Annotated in this window: 22 protein-coding genes; 11 read left to right on the top strand and 11 right to left on the bottom strand. The window is 69.8% G+C overall.

What is annotated here, in order from left to right; genetic code table 11:
* Positions 1-63 precede the first annotated feature (63 nt).
* Entirely contained in the window at positions 64-714 is a 651-nt protein-coding gene (locus OG870_RS25375) for a hypothetical protein (RefSeq protein ID WP_266592414.1), read from the top strand.
* A 3-nt stretch (positions 715-717) separates the two neighbouring features.
* Here the strand turns inward: OG870_RS25375 and OG870_RS25370 are convergent, their stop codons facing one another.
* Positions 718-1,011, bottom strand: a complete 294-nt coding sequence (locus tag OG870_RS25370) for a DUF3303 family protein (protein ID WP_266518670.1) — start codon at positions 1,009-1,011, stop codon at positions 718-720.
* Positions 1,012-1,200: 189 nt separating this feature from the next.
* On the opposite strand from OG870_RS25370, the gene OG870_RS25365 reads away from it, so the two are divergent.
* Complete coding sequence (locus OG870_RS25365) at positions 1,201-2,058, top strand: NAD(P)H-binding protein (protein WP_327691480.1); 858 nt, start codon at positions 1,201-1,203, stop codon at positions 2,056-2,058.
* Positions 2,059-2,098: 40 nt separating this feature from the next.
* Here OG870_RS25365 and OG870_RS25360 read toward each other — a convergent pair whose 3' ends face one another.
* Positions 2,099-5,578, bottom strand: a complete 3,480-nt coding sequence (locus OG870_RS25360; RefSeq protein ID WP_327691479.1) for an NACHT domain-containing protein — start codon at positions 5,576-5,578, stop codon at positions 2,099-2,101.
* Complete coding sequence (locus OG870_RS25355) at positions 5,568-5,951, bottom strand: hypothetical protein (protein ID WP_266518664.1); 384 nt, start codon at positions 5,949-5,951, stop codon at positions 5,568-5,570. Before OG870_RS25355 ends, OG870_RS25360 begins: the two co-directional genes overlap by 11 nt.
* Before the next feature lie 173 nt (positions 5,952-6,124).
* Between OG870_RS25355 and OG870_RS25350 the strand changes: the two genes are divergently transcribed.
* Entirely contained in the window at positions 6,125-6,808 is a 684-nt protein-coding gene (locus OG870_RS25350) for a TetR/AcrR family transcriptional regulator (protein ID WP_266518662.1), read from the top strand.
* On the opposite strand, the gene OG870_RS25345 is transcribed toward OG870_RS25350, so the two are convergent.
* Together OG870_RS25345 and OG870_RS25340 are read right to left on the bottom strand one after the other, a co-directional pair.
* Complete coding sequence (locus tag OG870_RS25345; RefSeq protein WP_266518660.1) at positions 6,805-8,637, bottom strand: bifunctional metallophosphatase/5'-nucleotidase; 1,833 nt, start codon at positions 8,635-8,637, stop codon at positions 6,805-6,807. The genes OG870_RS25350 and OG870_RS25345 overlap by 4 nt on opposite strands.
* 159 nt (positions 8,638-8,796) lie before the next feature.
* Positions 8,797-10,080 (bottom strand): adenylosuccinate synthase, encoded by a 1,284-nt coding sequence (locus OG870_RS25340; RefSeq protein ID WP_266588878.1) that lies wholly within the window; start codon positions 10,078-10,080, stop codon positions 8,797-8,799.
* Between the two features lie 195 nt (positions 10,081-10,275).
* On the opposite strand from OG870_RS25340, the gene OG870_RS25335 reads away from it, so the two are divergent.
* Positions 10,276-11,127, top strand: coding sequence for a diacylglycerol kinase family protein (locus OG870_RS25335; protein WP_266588875.1), 852 nt, complete (start codon positions 10,276-10,278; stop codon positions 11,125-11,127).
* On the opposite strand, the gene OG870_RS25330 is transcribed toward OG870_RS25335, so the two are convergent.
* On the bottom strand, positions 11,119-11,721 hold the full coding sequence (locus OG870_RS25330) for a Uma2 family endonuclease (RefSeq protein WP_266518654.1): 603 nt from the start codon (positions 11,719-11,721) through the stop codon (positions 11,119-11,121). The genes OG870_RS25335 and OG870_RS25330 overlap by 9 nt on opposite strands.
* A gap of 179 nt (positions 11,722-11,900) precedes the next feature.
* On the opposite strand from OG870_RS25330, the gene OG870_RS25325 reads away from it, so the two are divergent.
* Both OG870_RS25325 and OG870_RS25320 read left to right on the top strand, forming a co-directional pair.
* Entirely contained in the window at positions 11,901-13,409 is a 1,509-nt protein-coding gene (locus OG870_RS25325; RefSeq protein WP_266518652.1) for an APC family permease, read from the top strand.
* Between the two features lie 186 nt (positions 13,410-13,595).
* On the top strand, positions 13,596-14,567 hold the full coding sequence (locus tag OG870_RS25320) for a DUF6801 domain-containing protein (RefSeq protein WP_266588873.1): 972 nt from the start codon (positions 13,596-13,598) through the stop codon (positions 14,565-14,567).
* A gap of 23 nt (positions 14,568-14,590) precedes the next feature.
* Here the strand turns inward: OG870_RS25320 and OG870_RS25315 are convergent, their stop codons facing one another.
* Positions 14,591-14,980: a hypothetical protein gene (locus OG870_RS25315; RefSeq protein ID WP_266588871.1), complete on the bottom strand. Its 390-nt coding sequence runs from the start codon at positions 14,978-14,980 to the stop codon at positions 14,591-14,593.
* 268 nt (positions 14,981-15,248) lie between these two features.
* On the opposite strand from OG870_RS25315, the gene OG870_RS25310 reads away from it, so the two are divergent.
* Together OG870_RS25310 and OG870_RS25305 are read left to right on the top strand one after the other, a co-directional pair.
* Positions 15,249-16,352 carry an alpha/beta hydrolase gene (locus OG870_RS25310; protein ID WP_266588869.1) on the top strand — a complete coding sequence of 368 codons (1,104 nt, stop codon included), beginning with the start codon at positions 15,249-15,251 and terminating at the stop codon, positions 16,350-16,352.
* Positions 16,349-18,604 carry an NACHT domain-containing protein gene (locus OG870_RS25305; RefSeq protein WP_266588852.1) on the top strand — a complete coding sequence of 752 codons (2,256 nt, stop codon included), beginning with the start codon at positions 16,349-16,351 and terminating at the stop codon, positions 18,602-18,604. Before OG870_RS25310 ends, OG870_RS25305 begins: the two co-directional genes overlap by 4 nt.
* A gap of 12 nt (positions 18,605-18,616) precedes the next feature.
* Here the strand turns inward: OG870_RS25305 and OG870_RS25300 are convergent, their stop codons facing one another.
* Positions 18,617-19,102 carry a GbsR/MarR family transcriptional regulator gene (locus OG870_RS25300; RefSeq protein ID WP_266588850.1) on the bottom strand — a complete coding sequence of 162 codons (486 nt, stop codon included), beginning with the start codon at positions 19,100-19,102 and terminating at the stop codon, positions 18,617-18,619.
* 74 nt (positions 19,103-19,176) lie between these two features.
* On the opposite strand from OG870_RS25300, the gene OG870_RS25295 reads away from it, so the two are divergent.
* From OG870_RS25295 to OG870_RS25285, 3 genes are all read left to right on the top strand, one after another.
* Positions 19,177-20,082, top strand: a complete 906-nt coding sequence (locus OG870_RS25295; RefSeq protein WP_266588848.1) for an ABC transporter ATP-binding protein — start codon at positions 19,177-19,179, stop codon at positions 20,080-20,082.
* Positions 20,079-21,686: an ABC transporter permease gene (locus OG870_RS25290; protein ID WP_266839023.1), complete on the top strand. Its 1,608-nt coding sequence runs from the start codon at positions 20,079-20,081 to the stop codon at positions 21,684-21,686. The genes OG870_RS25295 and OG870_RS25290 overlap by 4 nt, the downstream gene beginning before the upstream one ends.
* Positions 21,687-21,757: 71 nt before the next feature.
* Complete coding sequence (locus OG870_RS25285) at positions 21,758-21,976, top strand: hypothetical protein (RefSeq protein ID WP_266518636.1); 219 nt, start codon at positions 21,758-21,760, stop codon at positions 21,974-21,976.
* Between the two features lies 1 nt (position 21,977).
* Here the strand turns inward: OG870_RS25285 and OG870_RS25280 are convergent, their stop codons facing one another.
* The 3 genes from OG870_RS25280 to OG870_RS25270 are packed head-to-tail and all read right to left on the bottom strand — an operon-like array spanning position 21,978 to position 24,241.
* Entirely contained in the window at positions 21,978-23,180 is a 1,203-nt protein-coding gene (locus OG870_RS25280) for a cytochrome P450 (RefSeq protein ID WP_266518634.1), read from the bottom strand.
* 9 nt (positions 23,181-23,189) lie between these two features.
* Positions 23,190-23,390, bottom strand: coding sequence for a DUF397 domain-containing protein (locus OG870_RS25275; protein ID WP_266518632.1), 201 nt, complete (start codon positions 23,388-23,390; stop codon positions 23,190-23,192).
* Entirely contained in the window at positions 23,390-24,241 is an 852-nt protein-coding gene (locus OG870_RS25270) for a helix-turn-helix domain-containing protein (protein WP_266839028.1), read from the bottom strand. Before OG870_RS25270 ends, OG870_RS25275 begins: the two co-directional genes overlap by 1 nt.
* Between the last annotated feature and the right edge of the window lie 152 nt (positions 24,242-24,393).

Genomic DNA, 24,393 nt, shown 5'->3' with positions numbered 1-24,393 from the left:
CGAAGCCGTACCGACTACCCTGCCTTCTGCCCGGCCTTGACCACCCTGTCTGAGGAGCCCTCTTTGGCCTGTGACCTGTGGCTGGTACCGCTCGTCGACGTGTTGTGCCACACCCCCGACAATCCGTTCGCCGAGGAACTCGCGCAGTACAACAGCGTGCTGAACGCGGCCGGCCTTCCGCCGGTGCCCGTGTACCAGTACATGCCGGGTCTGTCCGGCGAGGTCGCCCCGGTGGCCGGCTTCGACTACGACGCGCTGCACTTCCTGCGCCGCGTGTATCTGCTGCAGGTGTGCGGTCTGCCGGTGACTCCGGTCGACGAACTGGGCGGCGACTACGAGCAGCTGCTGGAGATGTTCGAGTCGACGGCCCAGCAGTCGCATCTCGTCTGGCACTACGACCACGCGGGTGCGTACGTCCCGGTCGACTTCCCCCAGCCCCTGTCCAACGACGAACTCCTCGCGGGCGGCGGTCCGCTGGGCTCCGCGCAGGCCCTCCTGCGCGAACTCGAATACGTGGCCCCGGCGATCGGCATCGACCCGGCCAACCCGCCGGCCGCGCCGGAACCGCCGCGCGCTCCCACGGAATTGGAGGAGCCGGCCGTCCCGGCACCGTACGACCCGAGCCCCTTCGCCCGCGAACGCCACGTCTGGCTCGGACTGCACGCGGCGGCGACGCGGAGTCTGGCGCAGGGGTCGATGATCGTCTTCAGCTGAGGGTCAGCGCCCGAGCTGCGACAGGCCCTTCTGTACGTCCTCCAGGTTCATCACCGGCGTGTAGGAGATCTTGGCGTCGAGGTTCAGGAAGAACGGCTCGCTGAATGCCGGCATCTGGGAGCTTTCCTGCATGTCGAAGACCATGAAGGCGGTGCGCCGGCCCTCGTCGGCGGTGAAGTAGGCCGCCTCGGGCTTGATGTGCTCCACCGCCTCCTCGACCAGCTTCGACAGCGTGCCGTTCCTGATGGCCTCGTTCGCCTTCTCCGTGTCGAAGGACGCCTTGAGCAGCATGCGCATGGCACTCACCTTCCTCTGCATCCCGCGCTTGTCGCATCCACAGGTACACCCTCAGCGTATGCCCGAAATGGGCGCCTTGTTCTGTGGCGGCGGGTACTCCCCCGGGAGCAGGGCCGGTACCTCCGCACGCGCGATGCACAGGGGAGGTGGGGACGCGCAGCCTGGAGGCATCGACGAGAGGAGACGGCGATGATCCTGGTGACCGGGGCGACGGGCCATGTGGGCGGCGAGCTGGTACGGCGGCTGGTGGCCGCGGGCGAGCCGGTACGGGCGATGACCCGCCGCCCGGCCGAGGCACGGCTGCCCGAGGGTGTGGAGGCGGTGTACGGCGACGCGGACGACCCGGCGAGCCTCGACGCGGCGTTCGCGTGCACCGAGGGCGCCTTCCTGATGTCGGCCCAGGGCGTCGGCACGGCCCCCGGCCCGACGCACGACCTCGCCCTCGCCGAGGCGGCGGCCCGGGCAGGCCTACGGCGCCTGGTGAAGCTGTCGGTGCTGGACGGCGGCGCGGGAGCCGACGTGATCGCCCGCTGGCACGCACAGGCGGACGCGGCGGTGACGGACCCGTCCCCGGGCTTCGCCTGGACGCTGCTGCGCCCCGGCCGCTTCATGTCGAACGCACTCCAGTGGGCGGGCCAACTCCGCGCGGGCGACGAGGTCTCCACGCCCTTCGCGGACCGCCCGGCGGCGAGCATCGACCCGGCGGACCTGGCGGAGGTGGCGGCACTGGCCCTGACGACCGACGACCACGCGGGCGCGACGTACGAACTGAGCGGCCCGCAGTCCCTGACTCCGGCGGACGAACTGGCCATCCTGGGCGAGGCGTTGGGCCGCGACCCGCGCCTGCGCCCGGTCCCGGACGACGCGGCCCGCACGGGCATGGCCCACTACGGCTTCCCTCCGGAGGTCGTGGACGCGATCATGCAGCGCACGTTGGAGAGCGACCGGGGCGCAGAAGTGCTTCCGACGGTGGAGAAGGCACTGGGCCGCCGGCCACGGACGTTCGCGCAGTGGGCGCGGGAGCACGCGGGGGCGTTCGCGGATTGACGCGGGCGAGGCAAGCCCCTTGCGCATGCCGTCGGCGGCATCACCGTTTGACGCGCCCCAACCCGGCGGTCTGCGTGAAGATGTCGTTCACGATCTTCTGAGCCAGTGCCCTGTCGCTCTCCGGGACATCGACCTGCACCCAGATCCGCCAGGTCAGCGGCTTGCCCTTGTCGTTCCAACCGAGCTGCCGACGCAGGAACATCTCGTAGCGCTTCCCCTTTCCGGGCTGTTCGGCGTAATAGGTCAGGCCCTGGTCCCGGGGATCGGTGTCGGCCTTCTTCCACCGCGGCTTCCCGTACTTGAGAAGCCCGCGTTCGAAGGCGCTGAGCTCACCCTCGTGGCATGACGTGCCGCAACCGAGGTGGAATGCGATCCGCACCTTCATGTCCGGGACGAGGCCCTCAAGCTGTGCCACTCCCTCGTCCTCGCACGAGAAGTCCAAGAGGTCCCTCTCGTCGCCGGTCTCGCAGGAGAGGTGGTTCGGCGCGCGGAAGGCGAAGGGCAGTCGCGCGGACTTCCACAGGTGTGAGGGCTCGTCACCCTGCCAGGTCGCCCCGTGCACGGACTGCGCGCGACCTCGGGAGTAGTCCGCAAGCCGGTTGTCCTTGACCGGGACGCGGGGACGCGGCACGTCGGCGAGTTCCCGTCCGCCGGAGGAGCCCAGGCCCACACTCCGCAGCACGTGCCGCGTCAGGATCTCGGCGACCTCCACGGTCCGCTCGCGGCCGGCGAACTCCTCGGCGTAGGTCACGTTGAGCAGCACATTGCCGGCCCTCACCTGCACACGCGCGCCCCACGGATAGGAACCCGGCTCCGAGGAGTCGGAGGCCCACAGGTAACGTCCCACGTTCACATAGGCCTCGTCACCGAGCGCGTCCACCATCACGTGTCCCCGGGCAAAGGTGCTCGACCTGTCCGTGCGGAACTTTTGCGCGGCGTTCCGGGTACCACTCGACCTGTCATCCGCCTGCTGCACGAATGCGCCGATCCCGATCCGCGCTTCACGGGCGAAGGGCGACTGTTCGGAAACGGTGCACTCGTCGGCCTTCGTACCCAGGAGCAGGACGCCCGGCGCGAAGTCGTCATGCAGCTTCGCACCGTCGGACATGAGCTGCGAGATGTCCCGGGCGTCCAGCAGCGAGCAAGCCGGGGGTAGGGAACGGACGGGGTCCGCAGGCGGCCGGGCGCCGAGCGAACCGAGACCCATCATGACCATCAGCACCAGCGCCGCCGCCCCGGCCAGCAACGCCCAGCCGTCCGCAAGGCCCCCGGCTCGCGCACCACCTTTGCGTGTCCGGGCTCCGTCATCGGTGACTGCGGCGTCGGCGAGGCGGTTCCTCAACTCGATGTGCCGGAACCGGTACTCACCTCCGGACTGGCGAAGCACTCCGCGGGCGTGCGCGTCCTCCAGGAACGCCGTGAGTCTCCAGGGCAGCCGACCGGCGGCGGCCAGCCAGACACGTGCCACGGTGTACCGGCCCCAGGCGGAGAATCCAACCGAGTACAGCGCGCAGACGAGCAGCGTGCCGACCCCGGTGATCAACCAGTCTCCGACGCCGACGACGTACCTGCCGCCGCCCCAGAGCTGCCAGGCGCCGAGCAGTGCCGGAGGCATCAGGAGAGGGAACAGCGGCCACTCCTCCCGCTGTCTGAGCGGGACCACCCAGCCAACGACCAGCGCAGCGCGCCGGTCGGCTGCCAGAAGTGCCGCCGGTGTCCGGGCGAACGCCGGATCCGCCGGCCGCCACACGGCTCGTACCGTGTCAGGGACCCAGGTCAGGAGGGTGGCGGCGCCGCCCACCACCAGATACCACCTCCAGTGACCTGACCAGTGGCCCAGCCCGGCCACCAGGGCAGCCCCGAGGCCGAGTACGGAGACACCGACACTCAAAAGGACCTTCCAGCGCCGCAGCACCCGCCCCAACTGCCGCCGTGACGGCGGGGTCAATCGCCACGGGACGGACCACGTCTCGTCGTCCCGCCATATCGGGAATGCCAGCAGCATCAACAGACCGAGCGCCACGAACGCGCCCCAGAGCGGCAGCCACCCTCCCCACCACATCTCCCCGAACCCCACCCGGACAACCAGCAGACCGGCCACCCCGTACGCCGGTAGCAGGCCGGCCACCCTGACCGGCCACGGCACCTCCTGCTCCAGCCGCCACCAGGCGAAGTCCTGCTGGTCCGCGTCCCTCATCCGCCCGGCCAGGTAGCCCGCCCAGTCTCGGGCCTCCCCCGGGTCCCATCCTCCGTGTTCCGCCCGTACGTCCGGGGAGTCTCCGTACGCGACGTCCAGGAAGGCGTCGTACAAGTGCCGTTCCAGGGCGTGGTCATCCCGGAATGCGCCGGGGCTCAGCAGTTCCCGCGGATCCTTGTCCCCCCAGCCGTACGCGACACGTGCGAGGCCCACCATCAAGGGCACCCGCAGCACCCGGCGCAACTGCGCGACCTCCGCCGACGGCTTGCGGCGCTTGCGCAGCGCCGCGAGGACGGGTCCCCAGCGGGGACTGGGCGCCCCCTCCGGACTGAGATACGCCTCCACGGCGCTGTCCGTCAGGTCCTGCAGGACGATCTCGGTCCGCTGGAAGACGCTGGGGTCAGGCACGTGCTCGTCGTACTCGTCCTTGCGGCTGGTGAACACGAACTTGCGGTCCCTCGCCCTCGTACTCTTGGCGAGCTCTTCGAAGGCCTTCTTCCGGACGTTCGGGGCCAGTTCGTCGAAACCGTCGAGCACGGGCAGGACCCACCCGGTGTACCACAGGAGGTGAAGGGCGACGTCGTAGGCGAACACGCCCGCGGCGGGGGTGCACTGTTCGCGGTACTCGGCCGCCAACTGCCGTGCCAGCCACTGGTACAGCCCCTGATCCGGATCCCATGAGGCCAGCGAGACGACCAGGGGCAGAGGCTCGTTGGATCCGCGCACACGCCTTTGCAGCAGCTCATGCGCAAGGCGCAGGGCCAGCACGGTCTTGCCCGCGCCCGCACCGCCCAGGACGACGAGCCGCTGCCCCTCCGTCCTTTCGAAGTACTCGGATATGGAGGGGAGTCGGCCCTCCCGCGCGTCCTCACCGAGGGGAAGCCACGTCACCTCGATGGGATGGGGCTCGATCTTCGCCAGCCGCTCATCCCGGGCATACCGTTGATACAGAGCCTCCGCGAGCGTGTCGGCGACGCGCCGGACGTTCCGCTCCGCCTGCCAGGCCCGCCTGCGTCGCCGTTCCACCCAGGCGAGCAGACGTACGCAGAGCTCGGACCCGAGGGCCATGCCCAGCAGCGCCCAGCCCGCCCACACCGGACCGACGTCGTAACGCCGCGGCAGCGGCAACTCGGGGTGTGCGGCGAGGAGTACGAGGCCGAGTACCGCGACCAGGCCTCGCAGGCCCATCGCCACGATGCGCACGCCGCCGTAGATGTCGCGCGCCTGGATGACGTTCCTGTGCGTTCCGCCGGAGACCTCATTGTGCGTCCCCGGTCGCTCCTCGGCTTCCCCGTGTTCCGCCACGGAACGCTTAGCCGCCAAGGTTGATGGAACCGTGGATGTCCCGCGTCATGATGACGGTCTCCTGCGTTCCCCCCGATATCTCGTTGTGCACGTCGCCGGCGCCGGTCCACGGGCCGACCAGGGGCTCGGCCTTCCGCCGCCATTCCGCCAGGGCCTGGGCGAAGGCGGTGTCCTGCTCGGCGCGCAGGACCAACGCCGCGGCCAGCAGCCTGGCGCGTTCCGCGCTGTCCGCCGCTTCGGCGAGGGCCGCCAACTCGCTCTCCCCATGCGGCTCTCCAGCAGCTGGTCTACGCCGGACCAGATCACGCAGGGATGTCCAGATCTGTTGTCCCGCCGCGCCCGCGGTGCCTCCCGCGAGCGCCATGAGCAGTTCAGGTGCTATCGGTTCCACGGACACCCTCCGCGATTCGCTCGACGGACATCGTGCATCGAGCGTAGAGCAACCCATGTCCACCTTCCCCGCGGCTCCAGCTGCCCCCTCCGCCAAGAAATCGTGACACTTTCGGGGAAACCGACACACTTTCCTCGGGACACGCATCCCTCCTCCGCGCCACGCTGACCGGTATGAGCGGATCCCCACACCTCCAGGCGCCGCCCGGGATGGCCACCGTGTACCGCGCGACTCTGGACGCGCTGGCCGTGTACGGCCCCCGGCGCGTCGGCGTGACGCACATCGCCCGGCTGGCCGGCACCAACCGCCCGTTCCTCTACCGGAACTGGGCCAGTCCCCGGGTTCTGCTTCGGGATGCCACGCTGCACGAGCTGACACGCCTGCTGGACACGGCCCGGGAGGTGCCGGGCCCGCTGCCGCCACCACGGTGTTGCGCGGTTCGCGTCGTGGTGCGAGCGGCCCGGCTGCTGCGGGAGCACCCGGTCGTAGGAGCCATGGCGCGGACCGAGCCGGCGCTGACGTACGCCGCCATCCTTTGTCTGACCACCGTGTGGCACCAAAAAGCCTGGCACTGGCTGGGTGAGCATGTGACCGGCCATCTGCCGCGGGGCAGCGAGCAGGACACGGTCACGCTCTCCGTGCTGACGGCAGCGATGCCGTATGCGCTCATCCCGTCGCAGAGTTCGCCGGATCCCGCCGTTGAACGAGCGGCCATCGACCGGAGGTTGAGCCAGGTCGTGCACGCCTGCCTCGGCCTGCCGCCCGCCTGCTCCGACTGCGCAGCCGCCGGGACACCATGCCCCGGCGGCGGGCCCGGCTCGCCAACTGCCGCACCGCCGCCGAGGTTTTCGCCCTAGAACACCGCCGTCCCGTCCTGCGTCAGCTTCCAGTTGGTGGACGCGAAGTCCGCCGGGTCCAGGGCGCCCTTGGCGGTGACGTAGTCGATCATCAGCTGGCGGATCTCGTTGGTCGAGCTGTACGCGATGTCGGCCGTCGCGATGTGCGGGTAGCCGGATCCGCCGTTCGCCCGGTAGTTGTTGACCGCCACGACGAAGACCTGGTCGTCGGCGACGGCCGCGCCCTTGTACGTCAGGTTCTTGATCCGCGAACCCTCCGCCTGCGCGATGTCGATGTCGTACGAGACGCCGGCGGCCGTGTCGTACATGTAGTCCCAGAAGCTGTTGGCGTTCGTCACCGTGGCGGTGTCGACCTTCGTGCCGACCGGCACCTGGTGGTAGTACTTCGCCGCGAACTCCAGGTAGTCCTTGAGCTGGGCGCCGGTGAGCTTCTTGCCGTACAGGGTGTTGTCGTAGATGTAGAGGCCGGCGATGTCCTTGATCGTGACGCTGCCCGCCGGGATGTCGGCGGTCCGGCTGAAGGGCGCGGCGACGGAGATCAGCGGCAGCGCGGCATCGCTCGTCGACAGGCCCGCCTTCACCGTGTCCATCTGGACCTGGTGGATGAAGTCCATGATCGGCACGTCCTTCCAGCAGGCCTCCGCCCCCGAGAGGTCCTGGGTGCAGGTGCCGACGGCCGTGTTGACGTACTTCACGACCAGCTCGTGGTCGGCCTGGAGGAGCTTCTTGACCTCCGGGTCCTCGTCCACGGTGTTCGGGTTGAGGGTCTGGGCCGTCTTCTTCGTCACCTTCCACTGCCCGTGGTGCAGTTCGAGCTCGAAGTCGAAGACGCTGAGCCGGTAGCCCCAGCAGTACGGCTCGGAGAGCAGGACGTCCGCGCCGGTCTCCTCGTTCTTCACGGTGTACGAGGGCACCTCGACGTGCGTGTGGCCGACCAGGATCGCGTCGATGCCGGGCACCTGCTCGGCGACGAGGTTGGAGGCGTTCTCCACGTACGGGAGCGCGTCACCGTACGAGGTCGATCCGTCGAGCCCGGAGTGGTCCGTCAGGAAGACGACGTCACAGCCGAGCGCGCGCAGCCTCGGCACGTACTTCTTCGCCTGCTCGACCAGGCCGGGGAACACCATCTTGCCGGCGACGTTGTCCTTGTCCCACAGCGCGATGCCGGGGTTGGTGAGCCCGAGGATGCCGACCTTGATGTCGGGCGCGCCCGGCACGCAGATCCGCTTCACGGTGTACGGGGCGAAGGCGGGGCGCAGGGTCTTTGCGTCCAGCGCGTTCGCGCCCAGCAGCGGGAAGTGACACTGCTGCTCGAACTTCCGCAGCACCTCGATGCCGTAGTTGAACTCGTGGTTGCCGAGCGCGGCGGCGTCGTAGCGCATGTGGTTCATGGCGACGGCCATGGGGTGCCGCGGCCCCTTCTTGCCGTCCTTGCCCGTGATCGGGTCGACGCGGGCGAAGTAGTAGGCGAGCGAGGTGCCCTGGATGATGTCGCCGGCGTCGACGAGCAGGACGTGCTCCTCGCCCTTGGCCGCGCGCTGCTGCTTGATGAGGGTGGCGACGCGCGCGACGCCGACGGAGTTGCCGGCCTTGTCGCTGTAGGCCTTGTCCAGGTAGTAGTCCCAGTCGAAGACGTGGCTGTGCAGGTCGGTGGTGCCCAGGATGGAGAACGACCAGGTCTTGGGCGCCTTCTTCCCGGGCTTGCCGGGCATGCTGCGGTCGGCGGCCTCGGCGCTGCCGGTGCCGACCGCTCCCGCGGCGGCGACTGCGGCACCGGTGACGGCCGACTTCTGCACGAACTCCCGGCGGTTCATCGGACTGACGGGCATACGGGACTCCTGGTGCTGGAGAAGAGTGAAGAAGGACGCGGGACGGCGGCTACCCGCGTAGATAGTTGCGCCCCACCACTTCCGCACGGAACCAGGAGCAAGCCATGGGCCGGTCAAGGAAGTCCATGACCGGCCCAACACCCGCAGAACGAATGGGATTTACAGGAACGAGTTGATCTCGATCGTCTCGTCCCGGCCCGGGCCCACGCCGATCGCGGAGATCGGGGCGCCCGACATCTCCTCCAGCGCCTTCACGTAGTTCTGGGCGTTCTTCGGCAGGTCGGAGAAGGACTTCGCCCCGGTGATGTCCTCGGACCAGCCCGGCAGGTTCTCGTAGACCGGCTTCGCGTGGTGGAAGTCCGACTGCGAGTACGGGAGCTCCTCGACGCGCCTGCCGTCGATCTCGTACGCCACGCAGACCGGGATCTGCTCCCAGCCGGTGAGGACGTCGAGCTTGGTGAGGAAGAAGTCCGTCAGGCCGTTGACCCGGGTCGCGTACCGGGCGATCACGGCGTCGAACCAGCCGCAGCGCCGGTCCCGGCCCGTCGTCACACCCCGCTCGCCGCCGATACGGCGCAGCGCGTCGCCGTCCGCGTCGAACAGCTCGGTCGGGAAGGGCCCCGAGCCGACCCGGGTCGTGTAGGCCTTGAGGATGCCGATGACCCGGCTGATCTTCGTCGGGCCGACACCTGCGCCCGTGCAGGCGCCGCCCGCGGTGGGGTTCGACGACGTCACGAACGGATACGTGCCGTGGTCGATGTCCAGGAGCGTGCCCTGGCCGCCCTCGAACAGCACCACCTTGTCGTCCTCCAGGGCCTGGTTGAGGACCAGGACCGTGTCGGCGACGTACGGCGCGAGCCGGTCGGCGTAGGTCAGCAGCTCCTCGACCACCTGCTCGATCGCGATCGCGCGCCGGTTGTAGAGCTTGGTGAGGACCTGGTTCTTGATGTCGAGGGCCGCCTCGACCTTCTGGGTGAGGATCGACTCGTCGTAGAGGTCCTGGACCCGGATGCCGACGCGGTTGATCTTGTCCGCGTAGGTCGGGCCGATTCCGCGGCCGGTGGTCCCGATCTTCCGCTTCCCGAGGAAGCGTTCCGTCACCTTGTCCACCGTCACGTTGTAGGGCGTGATGATGTGAGCGTTACCGCTGATCAGGAGCTTGGACGTGTCGACGCCACGCTCGTTCAGCCCGTTCAGCTCGGAGAACAGGACCGACGGGTCGACGACGACACCGTTGCCGATGACCGGGGTGCACCCCGGGGACAGGATTCCGGAAGGGAGCAGGTGGAGGGCGTACTTCTGATCGCCCACGACTACCGTGTGGCCGGCGTTGTTGCCGCCCTGGTAGCGCACCACATAGTCAACGGATCCGCCTAGCAGGTCCGTCGCCTTTCCCTTGCCTTCGTCACCCCACTGAGCACCGAGCAGCACAAGTGCGGGCACGCGCGTACACCCCTTCCGGGCGGGGCATGTCCAAGGTCAGGGGCGTACGCGTAGGGTTCACCGCCGCGTGCACCGCGACCGTCGTTGGCCGCAAACCGTCGGACCGGATGCCCCGGAATAGACGAAGCCCCTGGCGCAATAGCGCAAGGGGCTCTTGCACAAAGATGCTACCCGAGGAAGCGAGGCAGGACCGAGGTGGCGACTTCCGCGACTTCCGATCAGCTCCTGGTGGTCATCGATCCGGTCGCCCGGCGAACGGACGGGGAGTCGGTACGCATCGCAAAAGACGTGCTCAGCGCGGGTGCGCGGGCGAAGGTGTGCCTGCCGGACGGGCCGGAGGAATTCGCCCGGGCGCTGGCCCGGCGGGGCTCGCGCCGGCCCGTGGTGGTGGGCGACGACCGCGCGCTGGTGCGTGCGGTCTCCCTCCTGCACCGGCAGCGGGAGCTGGCCGGATGTGCGCTGTCGATGGTGCCCGTGGGCGGCGCGCTGTCGGTGGCGCGGTCGCTGGGGGTGCCCATGGGGGCGGTCGCGGCGGCGCGGGCCGTGCTCGAAGGGGTGGAGCGGCGACTGGACCTGCTGGTGGACGACAGCGACGGGGTGGTGCTCGGCGCGCTGCGGATTCCCCCGCTGACCCCGCAGTCGCAGGCGCAGGCGCGGACACAGGCACCGTCACTGGAGTCCGGACACCCATGGCTGCGCACCGCCCAGTCCCTCGTACGAACCCTGGTGCCCGCCCGCGAGGCCACGGTCCCCGGGCCCCGGCCCGCCCGGCTGCGGGTGGAGGTCGACGGGGTCACGCTGGTGGACCTGGACCAGCCGGTCGAGGCGGTGTCGGTGACGCCCGGGGAGGCGGGGATGGCCCAGATCGAGGTGCGGCCGCTGTCGGTGGGCGCGGAGGCGTCGCCCGTATTCGCTCAGGGGCGGCTGGTGAGCGTGTCCGGCGCGGACTTCCGGTACCGGGCGGACGCGGGGGTGTGGGGGCCCGTACGGAGGCGGACGTGGACGGTCTGGGAGGGGGCTTGGGGGCTTACGGTGCCGTCAACGTGAGCCAGGTGCCTGGAACCCTGCGGTGTCGAGGGTGCAGTCGAAGGGGGCAGGCATGGGCAGCATCCCCCCGAACGGCATCGTGCAATGGGACTCGTAGCCCTTGACGGAAGGAGTCCAGAAGACTGTGGCCTGCTCCTCCTGCATGTCGAGGAGCAGATAGACCGGGACGCCCACCCTGGCATAGACGTCGGCCTTGACGGTCAGGTCGTTGTTCCGGGTGGACGGAGAGGTGAGTTCGGCGGCGAAGGAGAGACCTTCGCCGTCCAAGTGACTGCTCTCCGTCTCCAAGACCTGTTCGTGTGCTGCGTAGATGTCCGGCCCGAATGCACTTGCTTCCCCGGGGAAGACGAACAGGAGAGGTGCGTAATCCATCTGGTGCCCCTCGGGCAGACGCGACTCCAACCGGCGGCAGACCAGACGCATCACGCGGGTGTAGTAGCCCTTCGACCACGGCGACACAACGATGTTCCCCCTGATGATCTCTGCTTTGTAGCCGTCGGGCACATTCAGCTCGTCGAGGAGGTCCAGGAGTTCCTCGAAACCGCTGCAGGGCTCAGTGCCGCTTGTCGTCGGTCGCTCAGTCATCAACGTCATGATGCGCCCTCCCCTGGATGCAGACCAGCCGCCACCCAGAGTAGCCGATCAGTCACACATCTCCCTCTTAAAGGTATGGTTGACAAACATTTAACCCCTCGGCACTCTTGACCGACTCATTCGGGCTACAGAGTTCCGGTCCAGTGCACCAGTGGACCACCAGGGAGAGGGGCCACCCGATGGCAGTGGACGAGGGCGTCGCCCCGGCGGCGAAAGCGGAGGACGACAGCACGGTTCACCGGCTCAAACCCAACGCAGTTGGGCTGCTCGGCGTGGTGTTCATGGCCGTCGCGACCGCCGCCCCGATCACCGCGATGACCGGGAACGTGCCCTTCATGGTGTCGTCAGGAAACGGCATCGGCGCCCCCGCGAGCTACCTCGTCGCAATGGTCGTCCTGGCAATCTTTTCCATCGGATTCACGTCGATGGCGAAGCACATCACCTCCACCGGCGCCTTCTACGGCTTCATCTCCTACGGCCTCGGCCGCACCGCGGGCCTGGCGTCGGGACTGCTCGCCACCTTCGCCTACGCCGTCTTCGAACCGGCCCTCATCGGTATCTTCTCGACGTTCGCCACCACAACCCTCAAGGACCAGACGGGACTTGACATCCCCTGGTGGGCCTTCGCGGCCCTGATGCTCGTCATCAACGCGACCGGCACCTGGTTCGGCGTCTCGGTCGCCGAGAAGCTGCTCGTCGTCCTCCTGGCGACGGAGGTGACCGTCCTCGCCGCGATGGCGATCTCGGTCGCCCTGCACGGCGGCGGCCCGCACGGCTTCAGCCTCGACCCGGTCAACCCGGTCAACGCCTTCAAGGGGACGTCCGCGGGGCTCGGCCTCTTCTTCGCCTTCTGGTCGTGGGTCGGCTTCGAGTCGACGGCGATGTACGGCGAGGAGTCCCGCAACCCGAAGAAGATCATCCCCAGGGCGACGATGATCTCCGTCCTGGGCGTCGGCGTCTTCTACGTCTTCGTCTCCTGGATGGCCATCTCCGGCACGGGCGAGGCGAACGCCGTGAAGGTCGCCACCGACAACCCCCTCGCGCTCTTCTTCAACCCCACCGAGCGCTACGTCGGTCACTGGGCCGTGGACGTCATGCAGTGGCTGATGATCACCGGCTCGCTCGCCTGCGGCATGGCCTTCCACAACTGCGCCGCCCGCTACATGTACGCGCTGGGCCGCGAGGGCGTGCTCCCCTCGCTGAAGAACACGGTCGGCCGCACCCACGCCCGGCACGGCTCCCCGCACATCGCGGGCCTGGTCCAGACCGTCGTCTCCGCCGTCCTGATCGGCGCGTTCTGGGCCGCGGGCAAGGACCCGTACAACGCGCTCTACGTGCTGCTGGCCATCCTCGGCACGATGGCGATCCTCATCGTGCAGGCGGTGTGCTCGTTCGCGGTGCTGGTCTACTTCCGCACCCACCACCCCGAGAGCCGGCACTGGTTCAGGACCTTCACCGCTCCGCTGGTCGGCGGCATCGCGATGCTCGCCGTGGTCGTCCTGCTGGTGTCCAACATGGGGGTCGCGGCGGGCGCCGAGTCCGGCTCGCTGGTGCTGAAGGCGACGCCCTGGCTGGTCGCCCTGGTCGCGGCGACCGGCGTCGGCTACGCCCAGTACCTCAAGCGCCGCGCTCCCGAGCGGTACGCGCTGCTGGGGCGGACGGTGCTGGAGGAGACCAAGGAGCGGTAGGTGCGGGTGCGGTGACGCGGGGGCGGCAGGCGCAAGCGGGGTGGCGCAGGAGCCGTAGAGGTTACGGGGGAGCCGTAAGGGCTCCGGCGTTCCGGTAGTGCCGGGCGGGCAGGGCTTCGTACCCTGCGAAGCATGGTCGCTGGTTTACCGTCCGCCGGCTCACGGCGGCACGTCACCCGGTACGTCATGGCAGTTGCCCTCTTGGGAAGCGCCGGGTTTCTCGGAGCCGGGTCCGCGACGGCGGCCCCGGCTCCGCGCTCTCTCACCTACAGCTGTGCGTTCCCCTTCATCGGCGACAAGCCGATGAAGGCATCGGTCACGTGGACCGCCGCACGCACGTACGTGGCCGGACGGGCCGCCCCCCGGTCACCCGTCGACGCCCCGGCGGCGGTCGGCGGGAACGTCAGCCAGTCGCTCCGGATGGTCGGGGCGGCAACAGTCGAGGGCTCGGCGGACGTACACGCCGTCGTGGCCGCGCCCGGGGGCGACATCCCCGTCACCCTGACCTTCGACGTGCCCAGGACCGCCATCCCGCAGTCCGGGCCGCTGAGCGTCGACGCGAGCGGGTCCCTGCCCTCGCTCACCTTCGCCCGGGCGGGCAGGGCGAAGCTGGTCTTCGGCGGCATCGACCTGCACCTCACGCCCAGGGACTCGGGCGGCGGGACTCCGGTGGGCAGGATCGACGCACCGTGCCACCTGAACTCCGGGCAGGACGGGGTGGTGGGGACCTTCACCATCCAGCCGACTGCCGGCGAGCCGACCGCCCCGGGGAGGTCGAAGACGTCGCAGGGACCGGGACGCTCGCCGCGGGGCGACGGCTCGGCGGACGACTCGGCGAACGGCTCGGGCAGGGCGGGATCCGGTCGGGTATCCGGCCAAGGGTCCGGCCAGCAAAGCGGCTCGGCATCGGATTCGGCCTCCGCTTCCGTGTCCGCTTCCGTGTCCGCGCAGGGCGCGGCGTCCGCGGGCGCACCCGGCGGTACGTCGGCGGCCTCGCGCCCCGGCGCACCCGGCACGGCCTCCCCGGCGGCAGCCGAGGCCGACGGCACCGGCGCCGTGGGGCCGTTGCGGGTGCTCGCGGTGTCCCTGGCCGTGGGGGCGGGGGTGCTGGGGTGCGGCTGGTGGGGCCTGCGGCGGATCCGTGCCAGGGGCCGGTAGCGGTGCCCTGGCTCCGTACCGGCTCAGCCGAGGTTGATCGTTCCGTGGAAGTCCCGGCCCACGACGACCGGACCGTTCGAGGTGCCGGAGAACTCGACGTGCACGTCGCCCGCGCCGGTCTGCTCGCCGCGCGCCGCCTCGGCCTCCTGCCGCCACACCTGCAACTGCCGCGCGAACTCGCGATCCCGCTCGGCTCGCACCGCCAGCGCATGCGCCAACGCCCGGGCACGCTCCACGCTGTCCGGCTGCTCGTCCAGGGCCGCCAACTCCCGCCGCCCGCCGGTCGCTTCGCCCCCGTCCTCCTCCGAGCGCCGCGTCACCAGACCACGCAGCGACTGCCACGCCTGCTGACCCGCCGCACTCGCCGTACTGCCCGCGAAGGCCATGAGCAGTCCCACCGCGATCGTTTCCACGAACACCTCCGGGCTCGGATGTTGCCCCTCTCCCATTGACCGCCAGAAGAACGTCGGTGTCCATCCGTCGACGATTTCCTCACCACACCTCAACTTCCTTACCACACAAGGCAGTTGACTCAACATGGCGGACCGCCGCACCATCTGAGATCCACGTCAGGCCAGTCACGGCAGCACCGCACCGCACCACCCCGCGCTGCCGGTGCTCCCGGCACACCACGCCGGTGAGAGCTTCGGCCTGGCCTGCCCGCACAACGGGAGACGTCGTATGCAGACCCTGTCCAAGGCCGTCTTACGCAGCCGCACCCCCGTAGTCCTCGGCCTCGCCGCCCTCATGGGCCTGTTCTTCGCACCAGCCGCCTCCGCCCGGACGTCACCGGCGCCACCGCACTTCGCGAACGGCCACGGCATCAGCGTCGTGGGCCAGCCGAAATGGGCGGACGACAACCACCGCACCTTCGTCCTCACCGTGAGGTCCGCCCAGGTCCCGGCCTACGGCGCGATGTCCGGCCAGGTCTCCGGCGAGCACGTCGTCATGGTCACCCTGCCGAGGGGATACGACGGCGCCGCGAGCACCCGCTACCCCGTGCTGTACGACCTGCACGGAGCCGGCGAACTCCCGAACAGCACCCGGTACATGGGCATGGCCGAGGGGGCGACCAAGGACGTCCCGCTGATCACCGTCACGCCGAACGGCTCCGGCCGCGGCTGGTACACGAACTGGGTGAAGCCCGGCTCACGGGGCTCCCAGAACTGGGAGACCTTCCACCTCGACCAGGTGATCCCGTTCATCGACGCCAACCTGAGGACCGTCCCCACCCGGCAGGGCCGGGCGATCACCGGCCACTCGATGGGCGGCTTCGGCGCCTTCCACTACGCCGAGGACCGGCCCGAACTGTTCAGCTACGTGGGCAGTTTCTCCGGCGACCTCGATATGCGGGATCCGGTGATGCGCGCCGCCGTCACCGGCAGCGAGCTGCTGCCGGGCTTCGGCAGCCCGATCGCCGCCCCCGACGCGGTCTTCGGGCCGCCGGTCTGGCCCCTTGACGGCGTGTGGAACAAGGTGAGCCCCGCCCAGCACGTCGCGAAGCTGCGCGGTATGGGCGTCGCGATGTACGCGGGCGACGGCGGCGCACTGACCCTCGACCCGAACGAGGACGTCCAGGCGCTGAGCGAGAAGGCAGTCCGGCAGACGGCCTTGACGACCGCGGCCGATCTCGACGCGACAGGTATCCCGTACCGCTTCGCGGACTACGGCGACGGCAGCACCTGGGCCAAGGGCTGCACCGGCAAGCACGCCCAAGATGCCTGTCTGCAAGCCGACATGAACGACTTCGTGGGCCTGTTCATGAAGCGGCTGCAACACCCGTGACCGGGCCGGGCGACGTGCACGGCGAGTTCTCCGGCGTCGCGCACGGCCCGGTCTTCATGGGCCGGGACATCCGCGACACCACCATCAACATCGCCCATCCCCCGCGCTCCAGCACCACGATCGCCCTGGACGATGCCGCGGCCGAACTCGCCCAGGCGCTGCGCGAGCAGTGGTGGAGGGAATCGGAACGGCAGCGGCTGTGGGCCCCGGACTCGCTGCCGGTCCGCTGGCGGACGGTCCGCCGCTCACCGGACGACGCGCCGCTGCCGCCGGACGGTGAGTTGCGCGGGATCACGGATCTCTACAGTCAGGTGCCCACCAAGCGGCTGGTGGTGCTGGGCCGGGCGGGATCGGGCAAGTCGGCCCTGGCCATACGGTTCGCGCTGGAGATGCTGGGGTCCCCCGACACCCGTGTCGCCGTCGTACCAGTGATCTTCAGCCTTGGCTCCTGGGACCCCGAGACGCCTCTACGGGACTGGCTGGCCGCACAGCTGAAGCGCGACCATCCCGGTCTGGCGGCGGACGGCCCCGGCAACTCGACGCTGGCCGCGGCACTGGTCGGCCACGGCCGCATCCTGCCCGTCCTGGACGGCTTCGACGAGATCGCCGAAGGTCTGCGGCCGTCCGCCCTGGTCAAGCTCAGCGATACCGCCAGCTCCAAGATGCCGCTGCTGCTGACCAGTCGCGACGACGGATACCCCACAACCGGTCGTGTTCTGTCCGCCGCGACGATCGAACTGGAGAAACTCTCCCTGGACGACCTGGAGACATACCTGCCGTACACCAGCGCGGGCGCCAGGACAACCGAGTGGAACGAGGTCCTGCAACGCCTGCGTGAGGACCCCGAAGGCCCGGCGGCCACGGCCCTGAGGACTCCCCTGATGGTCGCCCTCGCCCGCACCGTCTACAGCGACGTCCCCGACAACGACCCACGCGACCTGCTCACCGACCTGTTCCCGACCACCGAAGCCCTGGAGAACCATCTCCTCGACAGCTTCGTCCCGACCGTCTACCGCGACAGGCCCCTCGCCCAGCGCGAACGCGTCCAGGACTGGCTCGCCCACCTCGCCCGCCACCTCGAACTGCTCGACACGACCGACCTCAAGTGGTGGCAGCTGGGCAGCACCCTGCGGCGGCCGGTGCGCATGACGGTCGTGGGGCTGGTGACCGGGCTGGTCTTCGGGTGGATGGACACGCTCGTGGGCTGGTCCCTGGCCTGGTTCGTGTTGCCGTACGGTCCCGTGGACGGGCTCCTGATCGGACTCGCGAACGGGGCCGTCTTCGGGCTGGTGTCGGGCCTGGCCTTCGGGCTGGCGTACGGGCTCCTGGACGGGGGTGCGGCACGCGAACCGTCGCGCGTGCGCATGCGGATCCTCGGCAGGAGGACTCGGTCTCGCAAGACGTATCTCCCGCGCCTGTCGGCCGGTTTCACGGGCGGGTTCGGATTCGGGTTCGTGTCCTGGCTCGTGAACTGGCTGGCGTACGGGCTCCTGTCGGGGTCGACCCCCATGGCGCTGCTCCTGTACGGGCTGCTGAACGGCGTCATCGGCGGTCTCGTCAGCGGGTTGCTCCTGGGGTTCGCGTACGCGGGCGGAGCGAGTGAGCCGTCGGACGAGCCCCTGCGGTTCGCGGACGGCATGAGGGAGTTCCGTGAGCGGATCGCGCCCCGGCTGGCGATCGGGCTCGCGGCCGGGTTCGGGGTCGGGTTCGCGTTCTGGTTCGTGGACACGCTCGCGTTCGGGCTCGCGCTGGGAACCCCGGGCGGATTCACGTCCCTGCTGATGGACTCACTCGAATTCGGACTCAGGAGCGGACTCGGATACGGCCTCGTGGTCGGGCTCGTGTACGGCCTGGCGGTCGCACTCGCCGACCCGATCCCGGTCAGTTCCGCGGTCAGCCCCTCCGACCTCCTGAAGACCGACCGCAGGACGATGCTCCATCGATCGCTCGTGAGCACGCTGGTGTTCGGGCTCGTGGGAGGGCTCTTCTACGGACTCAACGGCCAGTTCGTGGACTGGCTGATCTTCACCACCATGGGCGGCCTCGGGCTCGGCCTCGCATTCGGCCTCGGCCTCACCGCCTGGGGCCACTGGGTGACCCTCGCCCGCATCTGGCTACCGCTGACCGGCCGACTGCCCCGAAACCCGGGCGCCTTCCTGGAAGACGCCCACCGCAGAGGCGTCCTGCGCCAGGCAGGGGCCGTCTACCAGTTCCGCCACGCCCGACTCCGCGACCGCATCACCAGGCCCTGACGCGACGACCGCTCACGCGCCGAACGTCTTCTCCCGGTGCACCCGCCAGCGCTCCATCATGGCCGAGATCTCGCCCTCGATGAACTCGAAGAAGGCGAGCGTCTCGGCCATGCGGCGTCCGGCCGGCGTCGTGGCGCCGAGACTGTCCACGCCTTCGCGCAGAGCCCCCTCCCAGCGCTTGATGAGGGCCTCACGGTTGGTCAGGGCCTCGTACCACTGGTCGCCGTGCACCCGGTAGCGCTCGCGGCGCGAGCCCGGCTCCCGCTCGCGCGAGACCATGTGCGTCTGGGCCAGATAGCGCACCGCCCCGGATACGGCGGCGGGGCTGATCCGCAGTTGCTCACCCAGGTCGGCGGAGGTCATCACGCCCTCGTCGGAGGAGAGCAGCGCGGCGAAGACCCGGGCGGGCATGCGCTGCATCCCGGCCTCGACGAGCTGCGCCGCGAAGGACTCGACGAACTTCGAGACCGCCTCCTGGTCACGCCCCACCTCATCCATGGTCACCACCCTATCCGGGCTTTATACGCTTCCTTAACTTCACAAATTTCTGAAAGAAGCGTACGTTCAGAATCATGACGAAGGCAATCACCGTCTCCGGGCTCCACAAGTCGTTCGGCGGGACCCACGCCCTGGACGGCCTCGACCTGGACGTCGACACCGGCGAGGTCCACGGCTTCCTCGGCCCGAACGGCGCCGGCAAGTCCACCACCATCCGCGTCCTGCTCGGCCTGCTGCGTGCCGACGCCGGCGCCACCCAGGTGCTCGGCCGCGACCCGTGGCAGGACGCGGTGGAGGTGCGCCGCCGGATCGCGTACGTCCCCGGCGACGTGACGCTCTGGAGGAACCTGTCGGGCGGTGAGGTCATCGACCTCTACGGCCGTCTGCGCGGAGGTCTGGACCCGGCCCGCCGTGCCGACCTGATCGAACGGTTCGAGCTGGACCCCACCAAGAAGGGCCGCACGTACTCCAAGGGCAACCGCCAGAAGGTCGCCCTGGTCGCGGCGTTCGCCTCGGACGTGGACCTGCTGATCCTGGACGAGCCGACCTCGGGCCTGGACCCGCTGATGGAGGAGGTCTTCCAGCGCTGCGTGGAGGAGGAGCGGGACCGGGGCAGGACCATTCTCCTGTCGTCGCACATCCTCAGCGAGGTCGAGGAGCTCTGCGACCGGGTGAGCATCATCCGCAAGGGCCGCACGGTGGAGAGCGGCTCGCTGGCCGAGCTGCGCCATCTGACCCGGACGAGCGTGACGGCCGAACTCGCGGGCGCGCCCAACGGGTTGGCGCACCTGCCCGGCGTCCATGACCTCGACGTGCAGGGCCGTCGGGTCCGCCTCCAGGTCGACACCGACAAGCTGGACGCCGTGCTGCGCTCGCTGAGCGAGTCGGGCGTACGGTCACTGACCTCGACCCCGCCGACCCTCGAGGAGCTGTTCCTGCGGCACTACCAGGACGGGCAGGAGGAGGTGGCGGCCCGATGACCACGATGACGACGCTCTCGGCACCGAGGTCGGGCAGCCGCCAACTCGCGGGCACCGCAACCCTGTTGCGCTTCGCCCTGCGCCGTGACCGCGTGATGATCCCGGTCTGGGTCGGCGTGAACGCGCTCATGGTCCTCTCCATGCCGAACACGCTGAAGAACCTCTACGGCACCCCGGCCGAACGCGCCGACCTGATCCACCAGGTGGCGACCAACGCTTCCTTCCGCGCGCTGATCGGCCCGGTCTTCGACACCTCGGTCGGTGCACTGACGGCCTGGCGCGTCGGCGTGTACGCGGGTGCGCTCGCGGCGGCGATGAGTCTGATGGTCGTCGTACGGCACACCCGGGACGAGGAGGAGAGCGGCCGCCAGGAGCTGGTGGCGTCCGGGATGGTGGGTCGCCGGGCCTCCCTGACGGCGGCCCTCCTCGCGGCGGCGGTCGCGAATGCCGTACTGGCGCTGCTGGTTGCCGGTGGCCTGGCCGGGCAGGGAACGACCGGGGCCGTGGCCTTGGGCCTCGGGCTCGCGGCGGTGGGCCTGGTCTTCGCCACGATGGCGGCGATCGTCGCCCAGCTCACGGAGAGCGCGCGGCTGGCCCGTGGCCTGACGGCGGCGGTGCTCGGCCTGGCCTTCGTCCTGCGCGCGGCGGGCGACTCGGCGGCGGACGACGGCTCCTCGGTACTGACCTGGCTGTCGCCGCTGGGCTGGCTGGAGAACCTGCGCCCGTACGCCGACGAACGCTGGTGGGTGCTGCTGCTGTTCGCGGGGGCGGTACTGCTCCAGGGCGCGGTGGCCTACGGGCTCGCGGGCCGCCGGGACATCGGCATGAGCTTCCTGCCGACCCGCCCCGGACCGGCGGTCGGCCGGCTCGGCACGGCGGGCGCGCTGGCGTGGCGGCTGCAGCGGGGCAGCGTGTACGGCTGGGGCATCGCCTTCTTCGTCGTCGGCGTCGTCTACGGCGGCCTGGCGGACGGCGTGGCCGACCTGGTCGGCGACAACGAGAAGGCCCGCGAGATCTTCGAGCGGATGGGCGGCCGGAGCGGGATCACGGACGCGTTCCTGGCATCCATGGTCGGGATGATGGGCCTGATCGCCGCGCTGTACGTCGTCGGCTCGGTCCTGCGCCTGAACGGCGAGGAGACGTCGGGCCGGGCGGAGCCGGTCCTGGCGAACGCGGTGGGGCGCGTGCGGTGGGCCGCCGGCCACCTGGTGATCGCCTTCGGCGGATCCGTACTGCTCATGCTCCTGACGGGCCTCGGCTTCACCGTCGGCTACGGCAAGGAGGTCGGGTCGATCCTGGGGGCGTGCCTGGTGCAGGTCGCCGGGGTGTGGGTGATCGGCGGGATCGCGGTGCTGCTGTACGGCGTGGCGCCTCGGCTGGCGCTGGCGGCCTGGGGAGTCGCGGGGGCGGTGCTGCTGATCGGCTGGGTCGGCCCCGCACTGGACGTCCCGCAGGCGGTGCTCGACGTGTCCCCCTTCGGCCACCTGCCGAAGCTGCCCGGCGGGGCGATGGAGTGGGGCCCGGTACTGATCCTGCTCGGGGTGGCGGCGGCGCTGGTGACCGCGGGACTGGCCGGTCTACGACGCCGGGACCTCACGAGCTGAGCAGGCACGACCGACCACGAGCTGACCTGTGCGGGGAACCCCCGAGCGGCCTGCGGGCGTCCATGCCGGACATGGGACAACGCATGCAGGCCGCCGCGGGCTGTCTGACCGCGGCCGTGGGCGCGGGCGCCGGGCTCGCGGTGTGGGCGGTCGACGTCCGGGCGCGGCTGTGGCGGTTCGAACAGAGCCCGGACTGGAGCGTGCTCTACGCCGAACTGCCGCTGGCGATCCTCGGCGGAACCGCCGCGTCCCTGGTCGTGTGGGCGCTGGTCCGACGTCTCAGGCCGTGACTCAGACCGTGACGGCGAGCCCCTCCAGCCCCCGGATCACGAAGTTCGGCTTCCGCTCCGGCTCGGCGGCGAGGGTCAGTGTCGGGGCCCGGTCGAGGAGGGCCGTCATGGACGCCGCCAGTTCGATACGGGCGAGCGGGGCGCCGATGCAGTAGTGGAGGCCGGCGCTGAAGGAGATGTGCGGGTTGTCCTGACGGGTGAGGTCGAGCCGCCCGGGGTTCTGGAACACCGCAGGGTCGTGATTCGCCGAGCCGAAGAGCATCGCGATCTCCGCGCCCCGGGGGATCGTGGTCCCGTCGATCTCGATCTCGTCCAGCACCCAGCGCTCGAAGAGCTGGAGCGGGGTGTCGTAGCGCATCAGCTCTTCGACGGCGGACGGGACGAGGGAGCGGTCGGCGCGCAGGGCCGCGAGCTGGTCGGGGTTGCGGAAGAGGGCGTACCAGCCGTTGACGGTGGAGTTCACGGTGGCCTCGTGACCGGCGTTCAGGAGCAGCACGCAGGTCGAGATCATCTCCTGCTCGGTGAGGCGGTCCCCCTCGTCGTACGCGGCGATCAGCCCGGAGATGAGGTCCTCGCCGGGCTCCTTGCGCCGCTCGGCGATCAGTTCCCGCAGATACTCCGAGAACTCGACCGAGGCCCGCACCGCCTTCCGCGCCGTCTCCCGCGGCGGGTTCAGCTCGTACATCCCGCAGATGTCCGCAGACCAGGGCCGCAGCGGGGCCCGGTCCGACTCCGGGATACCCAGCATCTCTGCGATGACGGCGACGGGGAGCGGCTCGGCGACATCGCTGAGCAGGTCCCCGCCGCCCTTCTCGACGAGCCGGTCCACGAGGTCCGCGGCGAGGTCGGTGACATACGGCTTGAGCTGCTCGACCGTCCGCGGCGTGAACGCCTTCGACACCAGGCGCCGGATCCTGGTGTGGTCCGGGGGCTCCAGGTCGAGCATCCCGTGGTCGTTGAGCGTGTGGAACGGCTCGTGCTCCGCCGGGGGCGCGGTCCGTCCGAAGTCCTCATGGCTGAACCGGTGCAGATACGTCCGCCCGAGGCGCCGGTCCCTGAGCAGCGCCGAGACATCGGCATGGTGCGGCACCAGCCACTGGCCCGTGGGCTCGAAGTAGTGCACACGGCCCTTGGCACGCAGCTCGGCGTAGGCGGGGTACGGGTCGGCGAGGAACGCCGGGTCCCAGGGATCAAAGACAGCCATGCAGGGACGCTAGCCCGGGATCCCCGTCTCTGACCAGGGGTGTTCCTTCAGGTGGTCGATCAGGGCGGTGAAAGCGGGGGTGGGGAAGGTGAGGGTGGCTCGGGCCGGGGCCTTGGAGTCGCGGATGGCTATTCGGGTAGGGAGGGGGGCTACCTCGACGCAGGTGTCGCCCTCGCCGCCATCGGAGTACGTGGACTTACGCCAATTCATCAGATTTCCTTCGCCAGGCGGTGAATGAAGTCGCGCGACGCCATGGGGTCCAGCGACGCCTCCTCCACCCTATGAATCAACGTCCGCAGTCGATTCAGCTGGGCTTCGGCATCAATGAAACCGACGCCGGCGGGCGAGTCCCGTAGCACCGTGTCCAGCTGCGGAATGGGGCCGCCCGCGTACATCATCGATGCTCCTGAACCGGCGAAGCCGTCCTGGTCGATGGGGATAACGCGCACAGTGGCGTGCCCCTGCTCCACCAGGTCCAAGATTTGCCGCAGTTGGGCACGCGAGACCTCACGGCCGGAGACCCGGAGCCGCAGTGCGATCTCGTGAATGATCGCCTCGTACGGGACGGGGTCGTCGCCGTCGACAGCGGTACGACGCCTCATGCGGAACTCCACCTTGGCGTCCACTTCCCTCTCGGGGAGCCCCGGATTCATGTAGGCAAACACCGCTCGGGCGTAGTCGGGGGTCTGCAGGAGCCCCGGGATACGGGTGATGACGATGTCCCGCATGTATCTCGCGTGGTATTCGGCCTCGGCCACGTCCAGGTTCACCTGCGACAGAACGCCCCTGTACTCCTCCCACCAGCCACGCGTCCGATCGGTCGCCATCACCACCAGCGCTTCGATCAACGCATCGTCCATGCAGGCGTAGTAGGCGGCAAGCCTGCGAACCCGCTCCGGGCTGATGGCCGCGATGCCCAGCTCCACGTGACTCATCTGGCCCGAAGTCGAGTTGAGGAATGCCGCCGCATCCCGCGCCTTCAGCCCGGCAGCCTCGCGCAGCCTGCGCAGTTCGGTCCCCAACCGCACCTGACGCGCAGTGGGGTTACTCCTCGGCGGCATGCACCCTCCTGCTCTCAACGCCTCTGCCGGTACGGCACGTTCGGGTGTCAGGTTACGACAGCCGGTTGCGCTGGCACGAATTGATGCCATACCGTCAGTGACGCGACGCACACGCTGCGAAACCCCGGGGTGCCGGAAGCGCACCGCACCGT

Origin of the sequence: Streptomyces sp. NBC_00461 (assembly GCF_036013935.1) — a bacterium.
In the GTDB taxonomy this organism is placed as follows: Bacteria; Actinomycetota; Actinomycetes; order Streptomycetales; family Streptomycetaceae; genus Streptomyces.
Note: the sequence above shows the minus strand (reverse complement) of the source record. Positions and strands in the feature narration are given on the sequence as shown.